General features: G+C 42.1%; 19 protein-coding genes. 13 read left to right on the forward strand and 6 right to left on the reverse strand.

Annotated elements, in window-relative coordinates:
* Positions 1-115: 115 nt before the first annotated feature.
* Together Q0203_RS02660 and tldD are read right to left on the reverse strand one after the other, a co-directional pair.
* A complete protein-coding gene (locus Q0203_RS02660; RefSeq protein ID WP_297929315.1) occupies positions 116-1,960 on the reverse strand; it encodes a hypothetical protein in 1,845 nt (614 codons plus the stop codon).
* 45 nt (positions 1,961-2,005) lie between these two features.
* Positions 2,006-3,454 carry a metalloprotease TldD gene (gene tldD, locus Q0203_RS02665; protein WP_297929316.1) on the reverse strand — a complete coding sequence of 483 codons (1,449 nt, stop codon included), beginning with the start codon at positions 3,452-3,454 and terminating at the stop codon, positions 2,006-2,008.
* A gap of 268 nt (positions 3,455-3,722) precedes the next feature.
* Here tldD and Q0203_RS02670 point away from each other — a divergent pair, with 268 nt between their 5' ends.
* Positions 3,723-4,058 (forward strand): hypothetical protein, encoded by a 336-nt coding sequence (locus tag Q0203_RS02670; RefSeq protein WP_033002806.1) that lies wholly within the window; start codon positions 3,723-3,725, stop codon positions 4,056-4,058.
* Positions 4,059-4,147: 89 nt separating this feature from the next.
* On the opposite strand, the gene plsB is transcribed toward Q0203_RS02670, so the two are convergent.
* Positions 4,148-6,589, reverse strand: coding sequence for a glycerol-3-phosphate 1-O-acyltransferase PlsB (gene plsB / locus Q0203_RS02675; RefSeq protein WP_297929319.1), 2,442 nt, complete (start codon positions 6,587-6,589; stop codon positions 4,148-4,150).
* A 210-nt stretch (positions 6,590-6,799) separates the two neighbouring features.
* Between plsB and lexA the strand changes: the two genes are divergently transcribed.
* The 6 genes from lexA to infA all read left to right on the forward strand — a co-directional run bounded on the left by lexA (position 6,800) and on the right by infA (position 9,454).
* Complete coding sequence (gene lexA, locus Q0203_RS02680; protein WP_290521087.1) at positions 6,800-7,426, forward strand: transcriptional repressor LexA; 627 nt, start codon at positions 6,800-6,802, stop codon at positions 7,424-7,426.
* A gap of 167 nt (positions 7,427-7,593) precedes the next feature.
* A complete protein-coding gene (gene rpsF, locus Q0203_RS02685; RefSeq protein ID WP_005555822.1) occupies positions 7,594-7,971 on the forward strand; it encodes a 30S ribosomal protein S6 in 378 nt (125 codons plus the stop codon).
* Positions 7,958-8,284, forward strand: a complete 327-nt coding sequence (gene priB, locus Q0203_RS02690) for a primosomal replication protein N (protein WP_297929321.1) — start codon at positions 7,958-7,960, stop codon at positions 8,282-8,284. Before rpsF ends, priB begins: the two co-directional genes overlap by 14 nt.
* Positions 8,285-8,296: 12 nt before the next feature.
* Positions 8,297-8,527: a 30S ribosomal protein S18 gene (gene rpsR / locus Q0203_RS02695; RefSeq protein ID WP_005541294.1), complete on the forward strand. Its 231-nt coding sequence runs from the start codon at positions 8,297-8,299 to the stop codon at positions 8,525-8,527.
* A 15-nt stretch (positions 8,528-8,542) separates the two neighbouring features.
* Positions 8,543-8,992 carry a 50S ribosomal protein L9 gene (gene rplI, locus Q0203_RS02700; RefSeq protein WP_021617038.1) on the forward strand — a complete coding sequence of 150 codons (450 nt, stop codon included), beginning with the start codon at positions 8,543-8,545 and terminating at the stop codon, positions 8,990-8,992.
* Between the two features lie 243 nt (positions 8,993-9,235).
* On the forward strand, positions 9,236-9,454 hold the full coding sequence (gene infA / locus Q0203_RS02705; RefSeq protein WP_005627617.1) for a translation initiation factor IF-1: 219 nt from the start codon (positions 9,236-9,238) through the stop codon (positions 9,452-9,454).
* A 55-nt stretch (positions 9,455-9,509) separates the two neighbouring features.
* Here the strand turns inward: infA and lnt are convergent, their stop codons facing one another.
* The 3 genes from lnt to mepM all read right to left on the reverse strand — a co-directional run bounded on the left by lnt (position 9,510) and on the right by mepM (position 13,809).
* Entirely contained in the window at positions 9,510-11,060 is a 1,551-nt protein-coding gene (gene lnt, locus Q0203_RS02710) for an apolipoprotein N-acyltransferase (RefSeq protein ID WP_297929324.1), read from the reverse strand.
* 128 nt (positions 11,061-11,188) lie between these two features.
* Positions 11,189-12,085 (reverse strand): CNNM family magnesium/cobalt transport protein CorC, encoded by an 897-nt coding sequence (gene corC / locus Q0203_RS02715; RefSeq protein ID WP_297929326.1) that lies wholly within the window; start codon positions 12,083-12,085, stop codon positions 11,189-11,191.
* 194 nt (positions 12,086-12,279) lie between these two features.
* A complete protein-coding gene (gene mepM / locus Q0203_RS02720) occupies positions 12,280-13,809 on the reverse strand; it encodes a murein DD-endopeptidase MepM (RefSeq protein ID WP_297929328.1) in 1,530 nt (509 codons plus the stop codon).
* 195 nt (positions 13,810-14,004) lie between these two features.
* Between mepM and znuC the strand changes: the two genes are divergently transcribed.
* From znuC to Q0203_RS02750, 6 genes are all read left to right on the forward strand, one after another.
* Positions 14,005-14,784 carry a zinc ABC transporter ATP-binding protein ZnuC gene (znuC, locus tag Q0203_RS02725; protein WP_297929330.1) on the forward strand — a complete coding sequence of 260 codons (780 nt, stop codon included), beginning with the start codon at positions 14,005-14,007 and terminating at the stop codon, positions 14,782-14,784.
* Positions 14,785-14,788: 4 nt separating this feature from the next.
* The gene (znuB, locus tag Q0203_RS02730; RefSeq protein WP_297929331.1) at positions 14,789-15,574 is read left to right on the forward strand and encodes a zinc ABC transporter permease subunit ZnuB; all 786 of its coding nucleotides are present in this window, start codon (positions 14,789-14,791) and stop codon (positions 15,572-15,574) included.
* A 174-nt stretch (positions 15,575-15,748) separates the two neighbouring features.
* A complete protein-coding gene (locus tag Q0203_RS02735; protein WP_297929333.1) occupies positions 15,749-16,270 on the forward strand; it encodes a type II secretion system protein in 522 nt (173 codons plus the stop codon).
* Position 16,271: 1 nt separating this feature from the next.
* Positions 16,272-17,000 carry a type II secretion system protein J gene (locus Q0203_RS02740; RefSeq protein WP_297929335.1) on the forward strand — a complete coding sequence of 243 codons (729 nt, stop codon included), beginning with the start codon at positions 16,272-16,274 and terminating at the stop codon, positions 16,998-17,000.
* A complete protein-coding gene (locus Q0203_RS02745) occupies positions 16,997-17,692 on the forward strand; it encodes a DUF2572 family protein (protein WP_297929337.1) in 696 nt (231 codons plus the stop codon). The genes Q0203_RS02740 and Q0203_RS02745 overlap by 4 nt, the downstream gene beginning before the upstream one ends.
* Positions 17,667-17,969: a DUF5374 domain-containing protein gene (locus Q0203_RS02750; RefSeq protein ID WP_297929339.1), complete on the forward strand. Its 303-nt coding sequence runs from the start codon at positions 17,667-17,669 to the stop codon at positions 17,967-17,969. The genes Q0203_RS02745 and Q0203_RS02750 overlap by 26 nt, the downstream gene beginning before the upstream one ends.
* The last annotated feature ends 17 nt before the right edge of the window (positions 17,970-17,986 follow it).

Genomic DNA, 17,986 nt, shown 5'->3' on the forward strand with positions numbered 1-17,986 from the left:
TTTAGCGCCTCTTTTTACACAGACAAATTAACCGCTTTTACATTTAAACTTGCTACGTAGAATACAAAAAATGTTCAGGTTAAATCTCCGTCAATGCAAGGCGTAATAGGCCCCATTAAGGGGCATGAATAATCACAAAAGAGGCGTCATCGCCTTTGGTAACCCAAAGCACACTCGTCTTGCCGGAATTTTCTTTCGGCAATTCAATGGTGGTTTCCCCTTTCTCATTGGTTGCTTGTGCTTCTCTTTCTTCTGCCGTTGCCGTCACGAGACGAATGGTTGCGCCCTCAATCGGTTCGCCGGTGGCTAAGGATTTTACCTTAACGACATACTTACCACTATCCTCCATCTCCGTTGTCACGTCAAAATCGGTTAAAACAAGCAAGCGATAGTCCGTCAATTTGTCTGTCACCTGATCGATGTCATTTTTGACCGCACTTTTCACTTCCGTTTTCTCTGCCGGTACAGGAACTTCAGCTTTTAACCAAAAAATGCCCTTAGAAGGTAGCCCTTTTTCAGCTAAATCCATGGAAAGAAAATCAAAGTAACGTGGATTTTCACCTTCGGTATGTAACGTCTCTGTTTTGAAAAGCGTTGCTTTTTCCGGCTTAAAGACAGCCAAATCTGATGGTTGAAGAGATGGCGCGCTCCAATTAATCATTGAAAGTACTTGTGTTTTCGATAATGGTGCAACATCTAATGTTACAGTTTGCGCATTACGTATTTTTAAATTAATTTTGCTATTCCAGTATTGCGGAAGAAGATCATCTTGACCGACAAACTCCACATGATGCGGATAATGAGGTAAGCAAGCTAAACTGCCTAATGGATCTTTAAAACGATAGCCCCCTTTTGTGGTGAACTCATTATTTAAAATAAAATACACGCAACGTCCTTCCGGTACGCTCAGACGAAAAGCCGTTTTTGTCGTATAAGATTGCCCCTCACCAAGAAGCTCTGGCTTAATCACCTCGCCCTGCAACAGGGCAGATTCATTTAATTTTTCATAAGACCACGTTTCACCTTTCGGCAAAGCCGGCAGTAACACCGCAACCAAACTATCCGCAATATCCTCTTCATTCACTTCGTTGTTAAAATGCAGTGTTAGCACCTGATCAAGGACATCTTCCCCATCATTTACAAAAGAAAATGTGCTTTGTGTATTTTTCAAACTAAATTCATTCGGAATGGCAATTAGGGGAATGCCAACATCTTTATCCAATGTATTTCCGCCTAATTTCGATTGTAGTGACTTCAAGAGGCTAATTTGCACAAACTCATCCTCTTGTGTCGCAAGTGCTAACGGCTCAGAACGAATCCACGCTTCAAGCTGATTATCAGAATAGGTGACGTTAAAAGGCAACGTTTTTATTAGCGTAGCCTCTTTTCCCTTCGGTTGTTGAACTAACTTAAATTCAATGGCGTGTTCCAGCACTTTCGGATCGATCGGATGAGAGAAAACAATATGACCCACTGCATAATGCTGTCCTGAAATAGCATCTTGAGAAAATTCCCCTTCCGCACGGACGACACTAAAAGGTGCTGTTTTGACCGTTTGAGGTTGGGTAACTTCCGGTGCATAGGATAAGCTTGCGTTAAGTAGTTGTCTATCTAGTGTCACCTGATATTCTTGCCCCGCCGCCCAATCTTGCGCCGGCAAAAAAGCCAGTGCGTGTTCATTTTCCCATGTCCACTGCCCTTTCACTGATGGAAGAAGCTTAATGCCCTGCGCAATAGGTGCTTTTACTTGATTCGGTGTAACAATATTTGCGCTAAAATCAATCACTAACGGTGCAATTATTTCTCCCCCTTCAACCTGATACTGTGTTGGTTGAATCGGGTTTAATGTGATTTTAACCCCATTAGGATCGTTGAATTTTTGCTCTTGATGCCAGTAATATCCACCACCGGCAACCCCGCATACAAGAAGTCCCAAAAACAAATATGTCGATTTTTTCATTTATTGATGATCTCCGCTATTTAACAATGCGATATTGCGTACGTATTAATTTGTCCCACCTACGGTAATTTGATCGATTTTCAATGCCGGTTGCCCTACGCCCACCGGCACACTTTGTCCTTCTTTACCACAAGTGCCAACACCATGATCCAATTCCACTTCATCCGCAACCATGGACACATTTTGCATCACTTCAATACCGCTGCCGATTAAGGTTGCGCCCTTCACCGGCTTGGTGATTTTGCCTTTTTCAATCAAATAAGCCTCTGAAGTAGAAAACACGAATTTGCCGGAGGTAATATCCACCTGACCGCCACCAAAGTGCGGTGCAAAAATGCCGTGTTCTACGGACGCCACTAAATCCTCAAATTTATCTTTGCCTGCTAACATGTAGGTATTGGTCATGCGTGGCATTGGCAAATGGGCATAGGATTCACGACGTCCATTGCCTGTCGGCTGCACGCCCATCAAACGGGCATTCATTTTATCTTGCATGTATTTCTGCAAAATACCGTCTTTAATTAGCACGTTATGTTGGCTCGGCACACCTTCATCGTCAACAGTGACTGATCCTCGGCGATCCATTAAAGTGCCATCATCCACAATTGTGCATAACGGCGATGTGACTAATTCGCCGATTTTGCCGGTAAACAATGAACTTTCTTTACGATTAAAATCACCTTCCAAGCCATGCCCTACCGCTTCGTGTAATAACACGCCCGGCCAACCTGCGCCCAACACCACCGGCATTAATCCTGCCGGTGCCGCCACCGCACCTAAATTCACCAATGCTTGACGCACCGATTCTTTCGCAAAATAGACCGCTCTTTGCTCACCTTGATAGCTCTCAAAGAACCATTCCAAGCCGAAACGACCGCCTGCGCCCGCACTACCACGTTCGCGCTTACCGTCTTGTTCTACCAATACGGAAACCGATAAACGAATGAGTGGGCGAATATCAGCTGCCAAGGTGCCGTCAGTGGCCGCCACCAACATTTCTTCATACACCATGCTCAAACCGGCATTCACCTGCACCACTCGCGGGTCTTCCGCGCGAGCAGTTTTGTCCACTAAGCGCAATAATTCAATTTTTTGCTCTTGGCTTAAGCTGTATAACGGATTAATAGGTTGATAACGCAACGGTGCGTCTACCGGATTAAATCTCACCGGCAGAATAAAATTACCTTGGGAAGGTTGCGCAATGCCACGCACCGCTTGAGCGCATTGTTGCAAATTGGCTAAATTAATTTGATCCGAATAGGCAAAACCGGTTTTCTCACCACTGACTGCACGCACGCCCACGCCGCGATCAATATGAAATCCGCCTTCTTTAATAATTCCGTCTTCCAATACCCAGTTTTCATCCTGACTTAGCTGAAAATATAAATCGCCATAATCCACGTTGCGTTGCGCTAAGGTATCGAACAGATTAGACAAATCTGATAATGCTAAATTATTGCGAACTAATAGGGAGTCGGTCACTTGCTTTAACATGAAATCACACTCAAAAATAAATCAAAAACATAAAAAAATTGCTTAGAATTATAGCGAATTTCTACCTAAAGCAAAAAGAAAAGTTAGCAAAATAAAGAGGATAAATTCATTCTCATGAAAAACGGGCTTAAACTTTTTGAGGTATTCTCTTTGCGTGAGATCAAGTTTTTTATGATTACCCACAGGATTACCATGTTTGTAGTATGGCTCATTTCATTTCACGTTTTATACTCCTCCCCACCTTTATTACAGCAACGTATAAAAAATCATGGAAAATCCATTTACTGCCAACTGGACATCAAAAGGTCATACGCTTTGTTTAGGTCATTGGGAAATCAGTTATAACGGACTGCCTCTTACACTTCCTGCTGAACGACGGGATAAAGATATGGGAACACAAAATATTTATAATTTCATGGATCCCGAAGATGAACTTTATTTAGAAGGCTTAGATGAAAATGATTGGATACTCGCTAACATGGATTGGTTATCTGATTTATTTATTCAATATAATATTCCATTAGAAGAAGAGTATATGCGGGCATTTTACCAAGCCGTAAATCCAGAGGATTGGCGTTGTGGTAGCTGTGGTGGGTGTATTTAGATAATCAATAAATAAAAAATCAATTAGCGCACCAAACGTCTGATATCATAATCAGGCTTCTGGCGGCTAATTGATGTTTATTATTTTAGTTAATTCTCATCCTGTTCTTTTTCTTCCACTTTCGCCACCGCACCGTTAATCGTTAGGCAAATCTCAGTAGAAATTAAATGCGTTAAGATCGTGGCTAATTCCTGTAGTTTTTCCGTATTGGCTGTGCCACTTTCATTGAAATAGCCCTGTTCTTTTAAGCTATTCGTAAAAGCAGAGAAAACCGCTTTATCAAAAAATTCTGGTGCATTAATGCCATGCAGAACAGACAAGCGTTGCGCTACAGACTGACTTTCTTTTTCCAAATTCGCACGAGAAATCAATGGATTATTTTGCAACAAATTCACGGTGATGTAGTAACGTTGCAAAATTTCACGCACACCGGCAGACCACAATTGTAGCATCCGAATATTCGGCTTATTGATAGTCAACACATTTTCACTATGTTTAATAATATTTTGCCGTTGAAATTCTTGAATAATATGCTCTACCCGCTCAGCAATTTGCTCCTCTTCATTAAAATGCAGGAATAATTCGCTACGCAAGAACGGATAAATTTTCAATACACTATCCAGCACTAACGTTTTTTGAATCGCCTCATAATGCAACACAATGCTGGCAACCAATGATGGCAAGACAAAAAGGTGCTGGATATTATTGCGGTAGTAGGTCATTAATACAGCAGAAGAACGTTCCAAGCGAACAATTTCACCAAAATTGTCTTTTTCCACCAAAATACCAATGCGATCCAAACTTAACACATGATCCAGCATAATTTCCGGTTTTTCCGTTGGAATCACCACATCATCGGAATATGGCACGTTTTGCAAGAATTGTTGATAACTGGCAAGTTGCTCTAACAATTGCTCGCGAGATAGCGCACGTTGTCGGGAGGATAACAACGCTGTACCGGTTAAGTTCATGGCATTCACTGCAGCCGCTTTGTTGATATTCACCATTACTTGATGAGAGACTGCGTCAACCGCTTTGTTAAACCATTGTGGGCGATCTTCCAATGGAGCTTTCCATTCCGGGAAATACTGGTTCAAATAATTGCTTAAAGTAATCGGCTCACCAAAATTCACATAACCTTTGCCCAAATTGCGTAACTTTTTGATCACACGTAACACTAAACCGGCATTTTCTTTTTCTTTTGCCGCCCCACGCAGCTCTTTTGCGTATGTGTCCACTTCTAAAACGTGTTCATACCCCACATACACCGGCACGACAGATATCGGTCGGGTTTGTTGCTGCTGTAAGGCTTGCAAAGTCATCGACATCATGCCGGTTTTTGGCGCTAACAAGCGACCAGTACGGGAACGCCCGCCTTCAATAAAGTATTCCACAGAATAACCACGATGGAACAATTCCGCCAAATATTCACGGAAAATGGTGGAATACAAGCGATTGCCTTTAAAGGTACGACGAATAAAGAATGCCCCACCACGACGGAACATGCCCCCAACTGGCCAGAAATTTAGGTTAATTCCGGCGGCGATATGTGGCGGTACCAAACCTTGGTGATATAACACATAGGAAAGCAAGAGATAGTCAATATGACTACGATGGCAAGGCACATACACAATTTCATGCCCCTCTAACGCTAATTTCCGCACGCGATCAGCATTTTCTACATCGATACCTTGATAAAGTTTATTCCATAGCCAACGCAAGAAACGATCTGCCATGCGTAAGCCTTCATAACTCACATTAGCAGCAATTTCATCTAAAATTTTTTCGGCTTCTTTGTAGGCTTTTTCTTTACTGATATTTTTGCTTTTCGCTTCATCCTCAATGGCCGCCAATATCACCGGTTGTTGCAATAGTTTATTAAACATCGCTTGGCGATTAGGCAAACGCGGGCCAGTCGCAGAAATCCGCTGCTTGGCAAAGTGTATTTTTGCCACGCGGGCGAGTTTTTGTGCGATTTTCTGATCAAAGCCATGCTCACGCGTCATATAACGCAAAGATACCGCTTGAGAAAAACGTACAAAAGTATCCCGTCCAAACCAGAGTGCTGCGATGGTTTTTTGTAGTCCGTTTAACAAACGTAAATTCGGTAAACCGGTTTTGTCTTCGCGTCCCGGAGCTCTTCCCCACAAAACCGAAACCGGAATGAGTTGAACATCTAATTCTGGCAAAGTGCGGTGCAATTCCAAATAGTTATTGAAGATCGTGATAGTTTCTTTCTTCGCACCTTTGGATTTAAAAAAGCGCCGTCCTTCATCTAAAAAGACAAAACGTGGCAAAACACGCCCATTAATTTCATTTTGCTCCAAGGGATCCGGTAAACCGACGCTCAAACAGTTTTTGCGGAAAATCACAAAGTCAGTTTCAGAGGTGTAAGGCAACACATAAACGACAGGTTGCGCAACATTCAGTGCTAATTCTTCAATAGGGTGATGTGGAATCGGATTATTTTTTACTAAAATCGACAATGGCAACTCGAGCAATTTTCGATAAGCATTAAGAAAACTCGCCATAATAAATGTCCTTGTTATAACGTCATATCACTAAAAGGTTGTCAAACTTGCGCTAGTTTAGCATAAAAATTTTACTGAATTAGTGACCTACGACACAATTCTCAGATAACGTCATCATTTGCGTTATCTTTTACCAAAGAAAAGATTGCACTGCTTATTTTTCTGTATATAATACCAGTTATTTATGTATATATGAACAGGATTGATATTATGAAACCACTCACAGCCCGCCAGCAAGAAGTCTATGATTTTCTTAAACATCATCTGGAAACCACAGGTATGCCACCAACGCGAGCGGAGATTTCAAAAGAGTTAGGGTTTCGCTCTCCTAATGCAGCAGAAGAACATTTGAAGGCTTTGGCAAAAAAAGGTGTCATTGAAATTGTTTCCGGTGCATCACGTGGCATTCGTCTTTTATTGGAAGATAATCATGCAGAAGAAGAGCCCGGCCTCCCCCTCATTGGTCGCGTTGCCGCCGGTGAACCGATTTTAGCCGAACAGCATATCGAAGGCACATATCATGTTGATCCTGCAATGTTTAAACCACAAGCAGATTTTCTGCTCAAGGTGTATGGGCAGTCCATGAAAGACATTGGTATTTTAGATGGCGACTTACTAGCAGTGCACAGCACAAAAGATGTGCGCAATGGTCAAGTTGTGGTTGCTCGTATTGAAGATGAAGTGACAGTAAAACGCTTGGAGCGTAAAGGTTCGATGATTTACTTGCACGCTGAAAACGAAGAATTTGCCCCAATTGTCGTAGATTTAACCCAACGTCCGCATTTTGAAATCGAAGGTATCGCAGTCGGCATTATTCGTAATAATGCTTGGATGTAAAAACGCCCAAGGGGAAAAACACTGAAAAAATGACCGCACTTTTATTGCAAAAACTCGGATTACGTGTATAATTTGCGCCCTCAGTCACGTCCGAATAAGTTCCTTGCTTCCACAAGATTGGTGACTGGTCTTAACGTTGGAGGCTGATTAACCCGTAAGGAGCAGTAATGCGTCACTACGAAATCGTGTTTATGGTCCACCCGGATCAAAGCGAGCAAGTACCAGGGATGATTGAACGTTATACCGGTTCTGTAAAAGAAGCCGGCGGTCAAATTCATCGCCTAGAAGATTGGGGTCGCCGTCAATTAGCATACCCAATTAACAAATTACATAAAGCACACTATGTGCTTATGAATGTAGAAGCGCCTCAACAAGTCATCGACGAGCTAGAAACGACTTTCCGTTATAACGATGCTGTATTGCGCAGCCTTGTTATTCACACTAAGCACGCCGTAACCGAAGCGTCCCCAATGGTTAAAGCAAAAGACGATCGTAAAGCTTTAACTGAAGTTGAATCCAACGATTTTGAGGATGCTGAAGAGTAATTTGAATATTGATAATCGTTTATCCATTATTGGTGTTGTCGCCAATAATCCTAAACAACGCAAAAGCCCGAACGGAATCGAACATTGCCAATTTTTATTGGAACATCGTTCGAGCCAGCAAGAAGCAAATTTAATGCGACAAGCCTGGTGTAAAGTGCCCGTTCAAATCAGTGGCAATCAATTAGTAGAAAAAACTCAAGGCATTACGGTCGGCAGTAAAGTATTAATTCTAGGTTTCTTAACCACCCATCAATTAAATAATGGGTCAACACAATTAGTCCTACATGCCGAGCAAATCGAATTTATAGATTAGGAGACTAGCCAAATGGCACGTTATTTCCGTCGTCGTAAGTTCTGCCGTTTCACAGCGGAAAATGTTGTTGAAATCGATTACAAAGATATCGCTACATTAAAGAACTACATTTCTGAAAGCGGCAAAATTGTACCAAGCCGCATTACCGGTACTCGTGCGAAGTACCAACGCCAATTAGCTCGCGCAATCAAACGCGCACGTTATTTAGCGTTATTACCTTACTCTGATACACATCATCACTAAGAAGGGGAAGGTCAAATGCAAGTAATTCTTTTAGATAAAATTGCACACTTAGGTAAAGTGGGCGATCAAGTCAATGTGAAATCCGGTTTCGCACGTAACTACTTAATCCCACAAGGTAAAGCAGTTATGGCAACCAAAGCAAACATTGAACATTTCGAAGCACGCCGTGCAGAATTAGAAGAAAAAGCAGCTCAAGCATTAGCTGCAGCTGTTGACCGCGCAGCACGCTTAGAGGCATTAGGTTCTGTAACCATTGCGTCTAAAGCAGGTGACGAAGGTCGTTTATTCGGTTCTATCGGTACTCGTGACATCGCTGATGCGATCACTGCAAAAGGTGTTGAAGTGGCGAAAAGTGAAGTGCGTTTACCAAATGGTTTAATCCGTACACTTGGTGAACATGAAGTGACTTTCCAATTCCATGGTGAAGTCTTCTCTCACTTAAACGTTGTTATCGTTGCTGAATAATTCAGTTTTACGAAAAAAGCCCGGTTTAATGCCGGGCTTTTTATATTGGCGTTATCACAAGTTTGATTCCGGCCATATTTAAAAACGATGAATCATCCAAAATGAAATTTAAGCAAAGCGGATTGTCCGGAGAAAAACTTCCTTGTTTCCAATAAAAACGGTATAATTCGCACCGAATTTTCATATGAGATCCCGCCAACAGATGCCGGCGGGAAAACCGATTAATTATTTCTAGAGGATCAAATGGCAAAAGAAGATTGCATTGAAATGCAAGGTACAATTCTGGAAACCTTACCAAACACCATGTTTCGCGTTGAGTTAGAAAACGGTCATGTGGTAACTGCACATATTTCGGGCAAGATGCGTAAGAACTACATTCGCATTTTAACCGGTGATAAAGTCACCGTAGAAATGACACCCTACGATTTAAGCAAAGGCCGCATTATTTTCCGTAGCCGTTAATGTTCGCCTCACCGAATCAACAAAAACACCGGATATTCTCCGGTGTTTTTGTTTTTTAAGTTGTTGGATATTGCATCTTTTTCAAAATACGACGTTGAATAAATCCACCCAAGAAATGTAGCAAGAAAAAGACCGCACTTAGAATAAATAAAGGAGTATCACCTAATACGGCATAAGGCGTTTTGCCTTCTGTCGGCGCGATCTTGTGCGTAAGTACGGTTTCCACAAATTGTGGTGCTTGCGCCACGATTTCCCCTTGTGCATTAATAAATGCGGTAACACCTGTGTTCGTGGCACGAATGACAGGCTTACCAAACTCTAATGCTCGCATTTGTGCCATTTGCAAATGTTGCCATGGGCCAATGGAATTGCCGAACCACGCATCATTAGAAATGGTTAAAATGAAATCGGAATCCGCTACCCTATTTTTCTGTAACTGCGCGCCCAAAATAATTTCATAACAAATCGCCGCTGTGAAATTAACATTTTTTGCTGAGAGTGGTTTTTGAATAAAATCACCACTTTGAAAAGCTGACATCGGCAAATTAAACACCGTTCCAAGCGGGCGTAAAAGGCTTTCTAACGGGACATACTCACCAAACGGCACTAAATGATGTTTATTATAGCGGTTAGGCGTTTTTAGCTCATAAGGCATCGCTTTATTACCAACTACCGCAATAGAATTGAATAATTTACCCACAGACTCATCACGATAAATCGTTCCAATCATCACTTCTGTATTCGTTTTTTCCGCCATGGATTGGAGTATTTGGAAAAATGGTTGGATATTATTTTCATAAGTAGGAAATGCAGCTTCCGGCAAAATAATTAAATCTGTTTTCCCCAAATTATCGCCAATCAATCGCCCATAATTTTCCATGGTTTGAGACAAATAATTCGGATCCCATTTTAAATTTTGCTCAATATTGCCTTGAACTAAGGTGATATTCACGGCTTTTTCAGGGATGTCTTGCACATATTTTGCTTTGGACGTATAACCGGCAAGCAAAGCAACAACGGCTAGAATCAAGACATTCGCCACCGCCATCGTGATCTTGCGTGGTGCGCTTAGCCATGCAAAAACGCCGTTAAAAATGACCGCACTCACAAACATCGTAAAAAATGTTAATCCGGTAACACCAAAAATCGGTGCAATGTCTGCAAAAGGACTCTCAATCTGCGTATAGCCAAACTGCAACCAAGGAAAACCGGTGAAGACCCAACCGCGCAGGAATTCCGTAAACGTCCACAGTACCGGATACATCACCGCTCGTTGCACTTGCAGACGACGTACCAAATAGGCAAATAGGAGCGGATATAAAGATAAATAGGCTGCCAACACAACCACTAAGAAATAGCTCACCACCAGAGGTGCATCGCCGAATTGATGAATACTGACGTGCAACCAATTGACGCCAAATGTGAAAAAACCTAAGCCCCATAAAAAGGCAGAAAAAAGTGCGGTGGATTTTTGTGGCGTTTTTATTGCCCAAATTAATCCTAACAAGGAAACATAAGATAGCGGCCAGTAATTGAAAGGTGCGAAGGCAAATACGCCAATAACACCGGAAAACAGTGCGATAAGGTAAGTTAAGTATTTATTCATCACGCAAACGGTGTACGCCTCCCAGCACACACCCCTAATATGTTGTTATTGAATGAAATAAACGGCACGCGTTAGAAAAGCGCGTGCCATCGTTAAAGATATAATGAAAAATCAAGTTAAAATGAAAACTATTCGATAATCTCTTCTGTTTTTTCCTTCTCCGGCAGGTGTTCATCCGGCACGGTAACACGCAACTGGATAATGCGTCGGCTGTCGGCAGACGTCACTTTAAAGTGGAGATTTTCCAACGTAATTTCTTCACCTCGTTTCGGTAAATAACCAAAGGCCTGCATAATCAATCCACCGATAGTATCTACTTCTTCGTCAACAAATTGCGTGTTAAATTGCTGATTAAAATCATCAATATCCGTCAACGCGCGCACAGCATAAGTGTGACGGGAAAGCTGACGAATATCTGCCACATCTTCTTCATCAAATTCGTCTTCAATGTCTCCGACAATTTGCTCTAATACGTCTTCAATGGTGACCAACCCTGAGACGCCACCAAATTCATTCACTACAATCGCCATATGAAAACGTTCGGCGCGGAAATCTTTTAGCATTCTGTCCACACGTTTACTTTCCGGCACAATCATTGTCGGGCGAATAACATCAAGCAAATTAAATTCTTCTGCACTGGCACGCAAATATTTCAACAAATCTTTGGCGTGTAAAATGCCGACAATATTGTCGCGATCATCTGCGTCTTTAATCACCGGAAAACGGGAATGCGCTGATGCAATAATGACATCCAAACAGGAGTCTAAATCCTGCTCCGCTTCAATAAAGACAATTTGAGAGCGCGGGATCATGATATCACGCACGCGCAATTCGGCGATTTCCATTACGCCCTCAATCATTTCGCGGGTATCTTGATCGATTAAATCGTTTTGTTCGGAATCACGAATGACTTCCACTAAGTCTTCACGATTTTTCAGTTCGCCTTGGAAAAAACGCCCGAAAAGAGATTGGAAAAAGGATTTTTTACTGGCTTCGGATTGATTGGTCGAGTGTTCTTCGTTCATAAAAAATTTAATCATTACCGTCGGATTGACGAATAAAAAGTACCATATTTACATTCAAAGCGCAAAAATAAGCATAAAGTGCGGTGATTTTTTATAAGAAATTTGTCCTAGGTCACAAATTCATTTAAACATTCCGCATGCCCTCTTTACGCTTACCTTGCTTGTTTAATTTGCCATTTAATCCACACACAAATTTAGCGTAACGCGCGTTCAACTTCTGCCGCTTTAATTAAAAACGCCTTACGTTCTGCTGTGGTCATACTGCTGCTCGTGCCGGGAAGTTTTACCGTAATCGGATTGACCGGACGCCCGTTAATATGAAATTCATAGTGCAAGTGCGGTCCCGTTGATCCGCCGGTATTCCCCGATAGCGCAATTCTTTCCCCTTTTTTGACCGTTTGTCCTGCTGTCACTAAAGGACGGCTCAAATGCATATAAACGGTTTGGTATTCACGCGAATGTCGAATCACCACATAACGGCCGGCACCACGGGCTTGATAAGCAATTTTTTCTACTGTGCCATCCGCCGGCGCAATCACCGGTGTACCTGTCGGCATGGCGAAATCTACCCCTTTATGCGGAGCAATTCGGCCGGTAATCGGGTGGCGGCGAACAGGGTTAAACGGCGAGGAAATCCGCGCTTGACGTTGCAATGGGTAACGCGCAAAACCTCTGCCTAAGGTTTCACCTTGGCGATTATAATAACGCCCGTTATCAGCTTGGATCGCATAATAGCTCTTACCGTTACTGATAATGTGAATCGCCTCCACATTTCCCTGACCGGTGAGCTTGCCATCTAAATATTCACGAGAGACCAAAATGGAAATTTTTGTGCCTTTACTTAACTGTTTTAGGCTCACTTGCCACTGCAAGGCGGAGAACAACTGATAAATTTGGCGACTTTCCAGTCCCATGCTCTTCAAACTATTCACAAAAGACGTTTCCATGCTACCGCGTAAAACATCCCGCTTCCATGTGCTTTTCTTTTCGATAATTTGTCGTTTAAATTGTCCGCTTGCTTGCAATTCGTAAGTATGCTCTTTCTTTTGAGAAACAAGCCAGTTCAAATATTCTAATTTTCCATCATTATCCAAAATCCAGTAAAACTGTTGCCCTGCCTGTAAATGCTTTAATTCGGGATAGGCTTCGGTCAACTGCTTGCCGGTCTCATCATCTAATCCGGAAAGCTCCAAGACATCCTTTAATGTTTCCCCTTTCACAACGGTGTGGCTGAATTGTTCTTTAATCCGAATAGCCTGATCGGCTACATCTAAAATATTCGCCACCACATCTTTAGCATCATTCGGCAACCCCTCTAATCCATCAAATTCATCATGGGTTGTGACTTCTTCCGCTTCGTCATCTTGCCCAAGGTCGTCCTCATAAGAGGTTGCATTATTATCTTCGGTATTCAACCCACGAGTATCCGCAAGAATTTGTGAGGATTGCAAGGTTTCATTCGCAAATGAGGTCGTATAGGCAGATGCGGGATAGAGTGCATCCGCGAGAATGTCTTGAAATTGATTCGTGCTTGAAGTGAGATCATTCGTCATGGAAGAATCAAGATGAAGAGGATAAGCCATGGTTTCCGCTTTATCGGAAGCGCTGTCGTTTAAGCGTAAAAAAACACCAAGCGCAATTGAGCAAATCGCAATAAAAAAAATAACGGCTTTTATACGAGATTTTCTTTTACGGCGATCTCTAGCCAACATAATATACTGCACAGCACCAACTTCCTTTACAACAAACCCTTCATCAGAATAGTAGTTACGACCACATGAATAAAAAAAAATTCATCAAAACATAAATTAAAATGAATCTCGTCATTATACACAGAAATTTGCGTTCAACTTGTTAAACTTCAAAAAATAAGTTATTTTTAGCGCAATTTTTCCTCAAAACAAAATGCCAAAATTCATATGCAAATCAATGCAATTAAATTGCCTTTAGTTGAATTAAAAAATATTAATGTGAAATACGGGCAACACGTAGCGTTAAGCAACATTAACTTGACGGTTTATCCCAACTCCATTATTACCATTGTCGGTCCAAACGGTGGAGGTAAATCGACCTTATTGAAAGTCTTGCTAAAATTGCAACAGCCCACGTCAGGTCAAGTCATTTATAACAAACACATTCGCATTGGTTATGTACCGCAGAAAATCCATTTGGATCACAATCTTCCCATCACTGTGGAGAAATTTTTATCCCTAAAAAAAGGCATTGGACAACAAGACATTCAAGACGCTATGACGCGCTTGTCTATTACCCATTTAATGCACAACAGTATGCAAAAGCTCTCCGGTGGCGAAATGCAACGGGTGCTATTGGCGCGAGCGATGTTAAATAAACCGAATTTATTGGTCTTGGATGAACCGACTCAAGGGGTGGATATGACCGGTCAGGCAGAACTCTACCAGCTGATCAATCAAACCCAAAAGCAACTTAATTGCGCCATTTTAATGGTATCCCATGACTTACATATTGTGATGGCAGACACCAATGAAGTGCTTTGTGTCAATCAGCATATTTGCTGTGCCGGCACGCCGGAAACCGTGTCTAATGACCCAACATTTATTCACTTTTTTGGCGATCAATTTTCTAAAAACATTGCAGTTTATACCCATCATCACAATCATCGTCATGATATGCATGGAGATATCTGCAACATGGAACCGAAACACTCCAACGCAAGGTAATATGATGTTTGATATTCTTTTTCCCGCTTGGCTTACAGGCATGATACTTTCGCTAATCACCGCACCCCTTGGTGCTTTTGTCGTTTGGCGTAAAATGGCTTACTTTGGTGATACGCTATCCCACTCCGCCCTCCTTGGCGTGGCGCTGGGTATTTTTCTGCAAATCAATCCGTATATCGCCATTCTCATACTGACCCTATTGCTTTCCGTTGCGATGGTTTGGTTGGAAAACAACACGCAATTTTCCGTCGATACGTTACTTGGCATTATCGCCCACAGTTGTCTTTCAATCGGCGTGGTAACCGTCGGCTTACTGCAAAATGTGCGGGTAGATTTAATGTCCTATTTATTCGGCGATCTGCTTTCCATTAACTACGAAGACTTAATCTATATCGGCATAGGTGCTGTCATCGTGCTTGCCACATTATGCTATTTTTGGAAAGCTCTCATTTCCACCACCATCAGTCCTGAACTGGCACAAGTGGAAGGCATTAACGTGAAAAGAATGCGCTTTATTCTAATGATCCTCACCGCATTAACCATTGCGTTAAGTATGAAATTTGTCGGCGCTTTGATTATCACCTCGTTGCTCATTATTCCTGCCGCCACCGCCAAACGCTTTGCCCGCACACCGGAAAGCATGGTTGTCATCGCCAGTATCATCAGCATGATCGCTGTCTCCATGGGCTTAACCTTATCCGCCTATTACGACACCGCCGCCGGCCCCTCAGTGGTAATCTGTTCTACTTTCTTATTTTTATGTGCGTTACTGAAAAAAGAGCAAAACTAAAAATCGCCCCAAAAATGACCGCACTTTGATCGGTAACCTATTCTTATTTTCTCTGCGCATGATGCTTCTCATGCGCGAAAGATACGGTTTTGCGATTGGGATCGCAAAATCACATCGCAAGCTTTCCTTTTGATGATTTCACTGGCTAAAGTGCGGTCAAAAAAAGGAACGTTTATGCAAAAGGGATTCACCTTATTGGAAAGCTTGATTGCACTGCTTGTGATAAGTGTTCTGTTAACATTGGCACTGCCTACATGGCAACACTATCGCCAACAGTCGATTTTGCAGAAAGAGCAACAAAAGCTGTATATCTTTTTACGCCAAATTCAAGCGCGGGTAGAAAATTCATCGGACATTTGGTTGTTAATTGCCAATCGTCATCAAACGACAGGACGTTGGTGCCTCACGGCGCAAGTGAAGCATGACAAATTATGTGATTGCTTAAACCCACAACATTGTCCCCCTGAAGTTTCCGCCTATTTTTATTTTCCTGCCTTTGAAGGCACCCTGTTAATCAGCAAACGCTACTACCCTTTTGAAATTACAAGGTTAAGCGGCATTCGTAACACCGCGTCCACCGCCTGTTTTGTGTTACAAGCCAACCATCAACGAACCCTCTTTTCGTTTTTTAATGTGGGCAGCCTTAAATTAAAAGATAACCAATCCTTAAGTGCTTGTGTAAATGATGAAGAATAGCATGACGTTAAAACAAAAATGCCTTTCAGGGCAAAGCTTGGTGAGTTTAATGCTTTCAATATCCCTTTCTTCGTTTTTATTCTTGGTGATTTTGCAGTTTTATAGCCAACACCAACAACAAAATCAGGAAATGCTTTTGCGCCTGCAGTTACAAACAGAGCTACAACGTGTAATTCAGCTCATCGGAAAAGATTTGGCGCGTGCTGGGTTTCGCGCGGTGAGTGAAAAATTAGCCCAAAACAATTTGTCCTTATTTGAACAACCGAATCCGCCTTCGGCAATCACTATCGCACAAATGGAGACAGAAAATAGCAATAGTTGTGTTCTCTTTTTCTATGATCTGAATGTGAACGGCTGCATAGGCGGACAATACAAAGGCAATACCTGTCTTGCAAACGAGAAAAATGCCACCAAAGAAATTGAACGTGAATTATTCGGTTATCGACTCAATAAGAAAATGGTAGAAACCCGTTTAACCTATAAAAGTGCGGTCAAACAAAATTGCAATTTTGAAGATTGCCAACGTTATACTCAACAATCTGCCTGTAATCACGGCGGTTGGGTAGATTTGTTAGATGAAAAAGAATATGAAATCACTCATTTAACCTTTGATTGGTTAGCAGAACAAAAAGGCGTTGAAGTGCGTTTAATGGGAAATTTAAAACAGAATAAAAAAATTACCTACGAAACCGCCATCGTTGTGCCGTTATTAAACCGAGAAGAACCATGACAACACCCCAACACGGCATCATGACACTCACCTTACTGATATTACTCAGCGGATTTTTGCTGGTGGCTATGCTGTTTAACGATGATCTCCTGCGTTTATATTCCGCCATTGCGGCTCAGCGGCATCGGTATGTGGAACAACAGCTCACCTTGCAACAACTTAGCATGAATGAGAAAAAAACGCGCTGCGAACAGCTTTCTACACAAGAAAACGGGGATGCCTTTCTAGTGACCTTTCGTTTGGAGAATAATCGATTAGCGGATGGTTTGAGCCATTATGTGTGGTGCCGGCGCGATAAATTATTTCAAAAACAGCCGGTGCGAAACCAACATGAAAAATTGTTTAACCAGTTCATTTCCGAAGAAGGGCTTGCGCTTTTTCGTCAGCAATTACAGTCTCCACCGCTAATTTTAAGCAAGTCGTCGCCTGCGGCATTGTATTGGTTCAAGGCAGAAGAAACCGAATGGGAGATTGATAAAAACGTGAATGCGGTGATTGTCGCCGAAGGCGATTTACACATTCGAGGGCAGGGTAAAATTAGCGGTTCGATCATTACCAAAGGGCGATTAACGTTAGATGAAAATATTAAAGTGACTTATTCCAAAAGTACGGTTACTCAGATCGTGCAACAATACAGCCGTTGGCGATTAGCAGAGAAGAGTTGGTATGATTTTGTCGTTCCCAAAAATTAATCAGAAAGGCATGAGCTTGCTGTCCTTGTTGGTGACTTTATCTGTATTTAGCGGGCTTTTCCTCACGTTTAACCAATGGGGAAATTTACAACGCAAAAGTGCGGTGGAAATTTATCAACGTTTTCAAGCTATTCAAATTGTTGAGAATCAACATCAACGGCGTTTTCTTGGGTTGCCTTGTGAATCGAACGTGCTGCAGAATCAAATTCGTTTTCGCATTACGTGCACGCAAAATCAGGTCACGGTGAAATATCCTCGCGGTGAAATTAGTTTATAATAGCGCAAATTATAGTT

The organism is uncultured Aggregatibacter sp. (assembly GCF_938046485.1).
In the GTDB taxonomy this organism is placed as follows: domain Bacteria; phylum Pseudomonadota; class Gammaproteobacteria; order Enterobacterales; family Pasteurellaceae; genus Aggregatibacter.

Bases quoted from the DNA above. Each gene is read 5' to 3' on its own strand.
- Q0203_RS02660 (WP_297929315.1), bottom strand. From the start codon at position 1,960: ATGAAAAAATCGACATATTTGTTTTTGGGACTTCTTGTATGCGGGGTT.
- tldD (WP_297929316.1), bottom strand. From the start codon at position 3,454: ATGTTAAAGCAAGTGACCGACTCCCTATTAGTTCGCAATAATTTAGCA.
- Q0203_RS02670 (WP_033002806.1), top strand. From the start codon at position 3,723: ATGGAAAATCCATTTACTGCCAACTGGACATCAAAAGGTCATACGCTT.
- plsB (WP_297929319.1), bottom strand. From the start codon at position 6,589: ATGGCGAGTTTTCTTAATGCTTATCGAAAATTGCTCGAGTTGCCATTG.
- lexA (WP_290521087.1), top strand. From the start codon at position 6,800: ATGAAACCACTCACAGCCCGCCAGCAAGAAGTCTATGATTTTCTTAAA.
- rpsF (WP_005555822.1), top strand. From the start codon at position 7,594: ATGCGTCACTACGAAATCGTGTTTATGGTCCACCCGGATCAAAGCGAG.
- priB (WP_297929321.1), top strand. From the start codon at position 7,958: ATGCTGAAGAGTAATTTGAATATTGATAATCGTTTATCCATTATTGGT.
- rpsR (WP_005541294.1), top strand. From the start codon at position 8,297: ATGGCACGTTATTTCCGTCGTCGTAAGTTCTGCCGTTTCACAGCGGAA.
- rplI (WP_021617038.1), top strand. From the start codon at position 8,543: ATGCAAGTAATTCTTTTAGATAAAATTGCACACTTAGGTAAAGTGGGC.
- infA (WP_005627617.1), top strand. From the start codon at position 9,236: ATGGCAAAAGAAGATTGCATTGAAATGCAAGGTACAATTCTGGAAACC.
- lnt (WP_297929324.1), bottom strand. From the start codon at position 11,060: ATGAATAAATACTTAACTTACCTTATCGCACTGTTTTCCGGTGTTATT.
- corC (WP_297929326.1), bottom strand. From the start codon at position 12,085: ATGAACGAAGAACACTCGACCAATCAATCCGAAGCCAGTAAAAAATCC.
- znuC (WP_297929330.1), top strand. From the start codon at position 14,005: ATGCAAATCAATGCAATTAAATTGCCTTTAGTTGAATTAAAAAATATT.
- znuB (WP_297929331.1), top strand. From the start codon at position 14,789: ATGTTTGATATTCTTTTTCCCGCTTGGCTTACAGGCATGATACTTTCG.
- Q0203_RS02735 (WP_297929333.1), top strand. From the start codon at position 15,749: ATGCAAAAGGGATTCACCTTATTGGAAAGCTTGATTGCACTGCTTGTG.
- Q0203_RS02740 (WP_297929335.1), top strand. From the start codon at position 16,272: ATGACGTTAAAACAAAAATGCCTTTCAGGGCAAAGCTTGGTGAGTTTA.
- Q0203_RS02745 (WP_297929337.1), top strand. From the start codon at position 16,997: ATGACAACACCCCAACACGGCATCATGACACTCACCTTACTGATATTA.
- Q0203_RS02750 (WP_297929339.1), top strand. From the start codon at position 17,667: ATGATTTTGTCGTTCCCAAAAATTAATCAGAAAGGCATGAGCTTGCTG.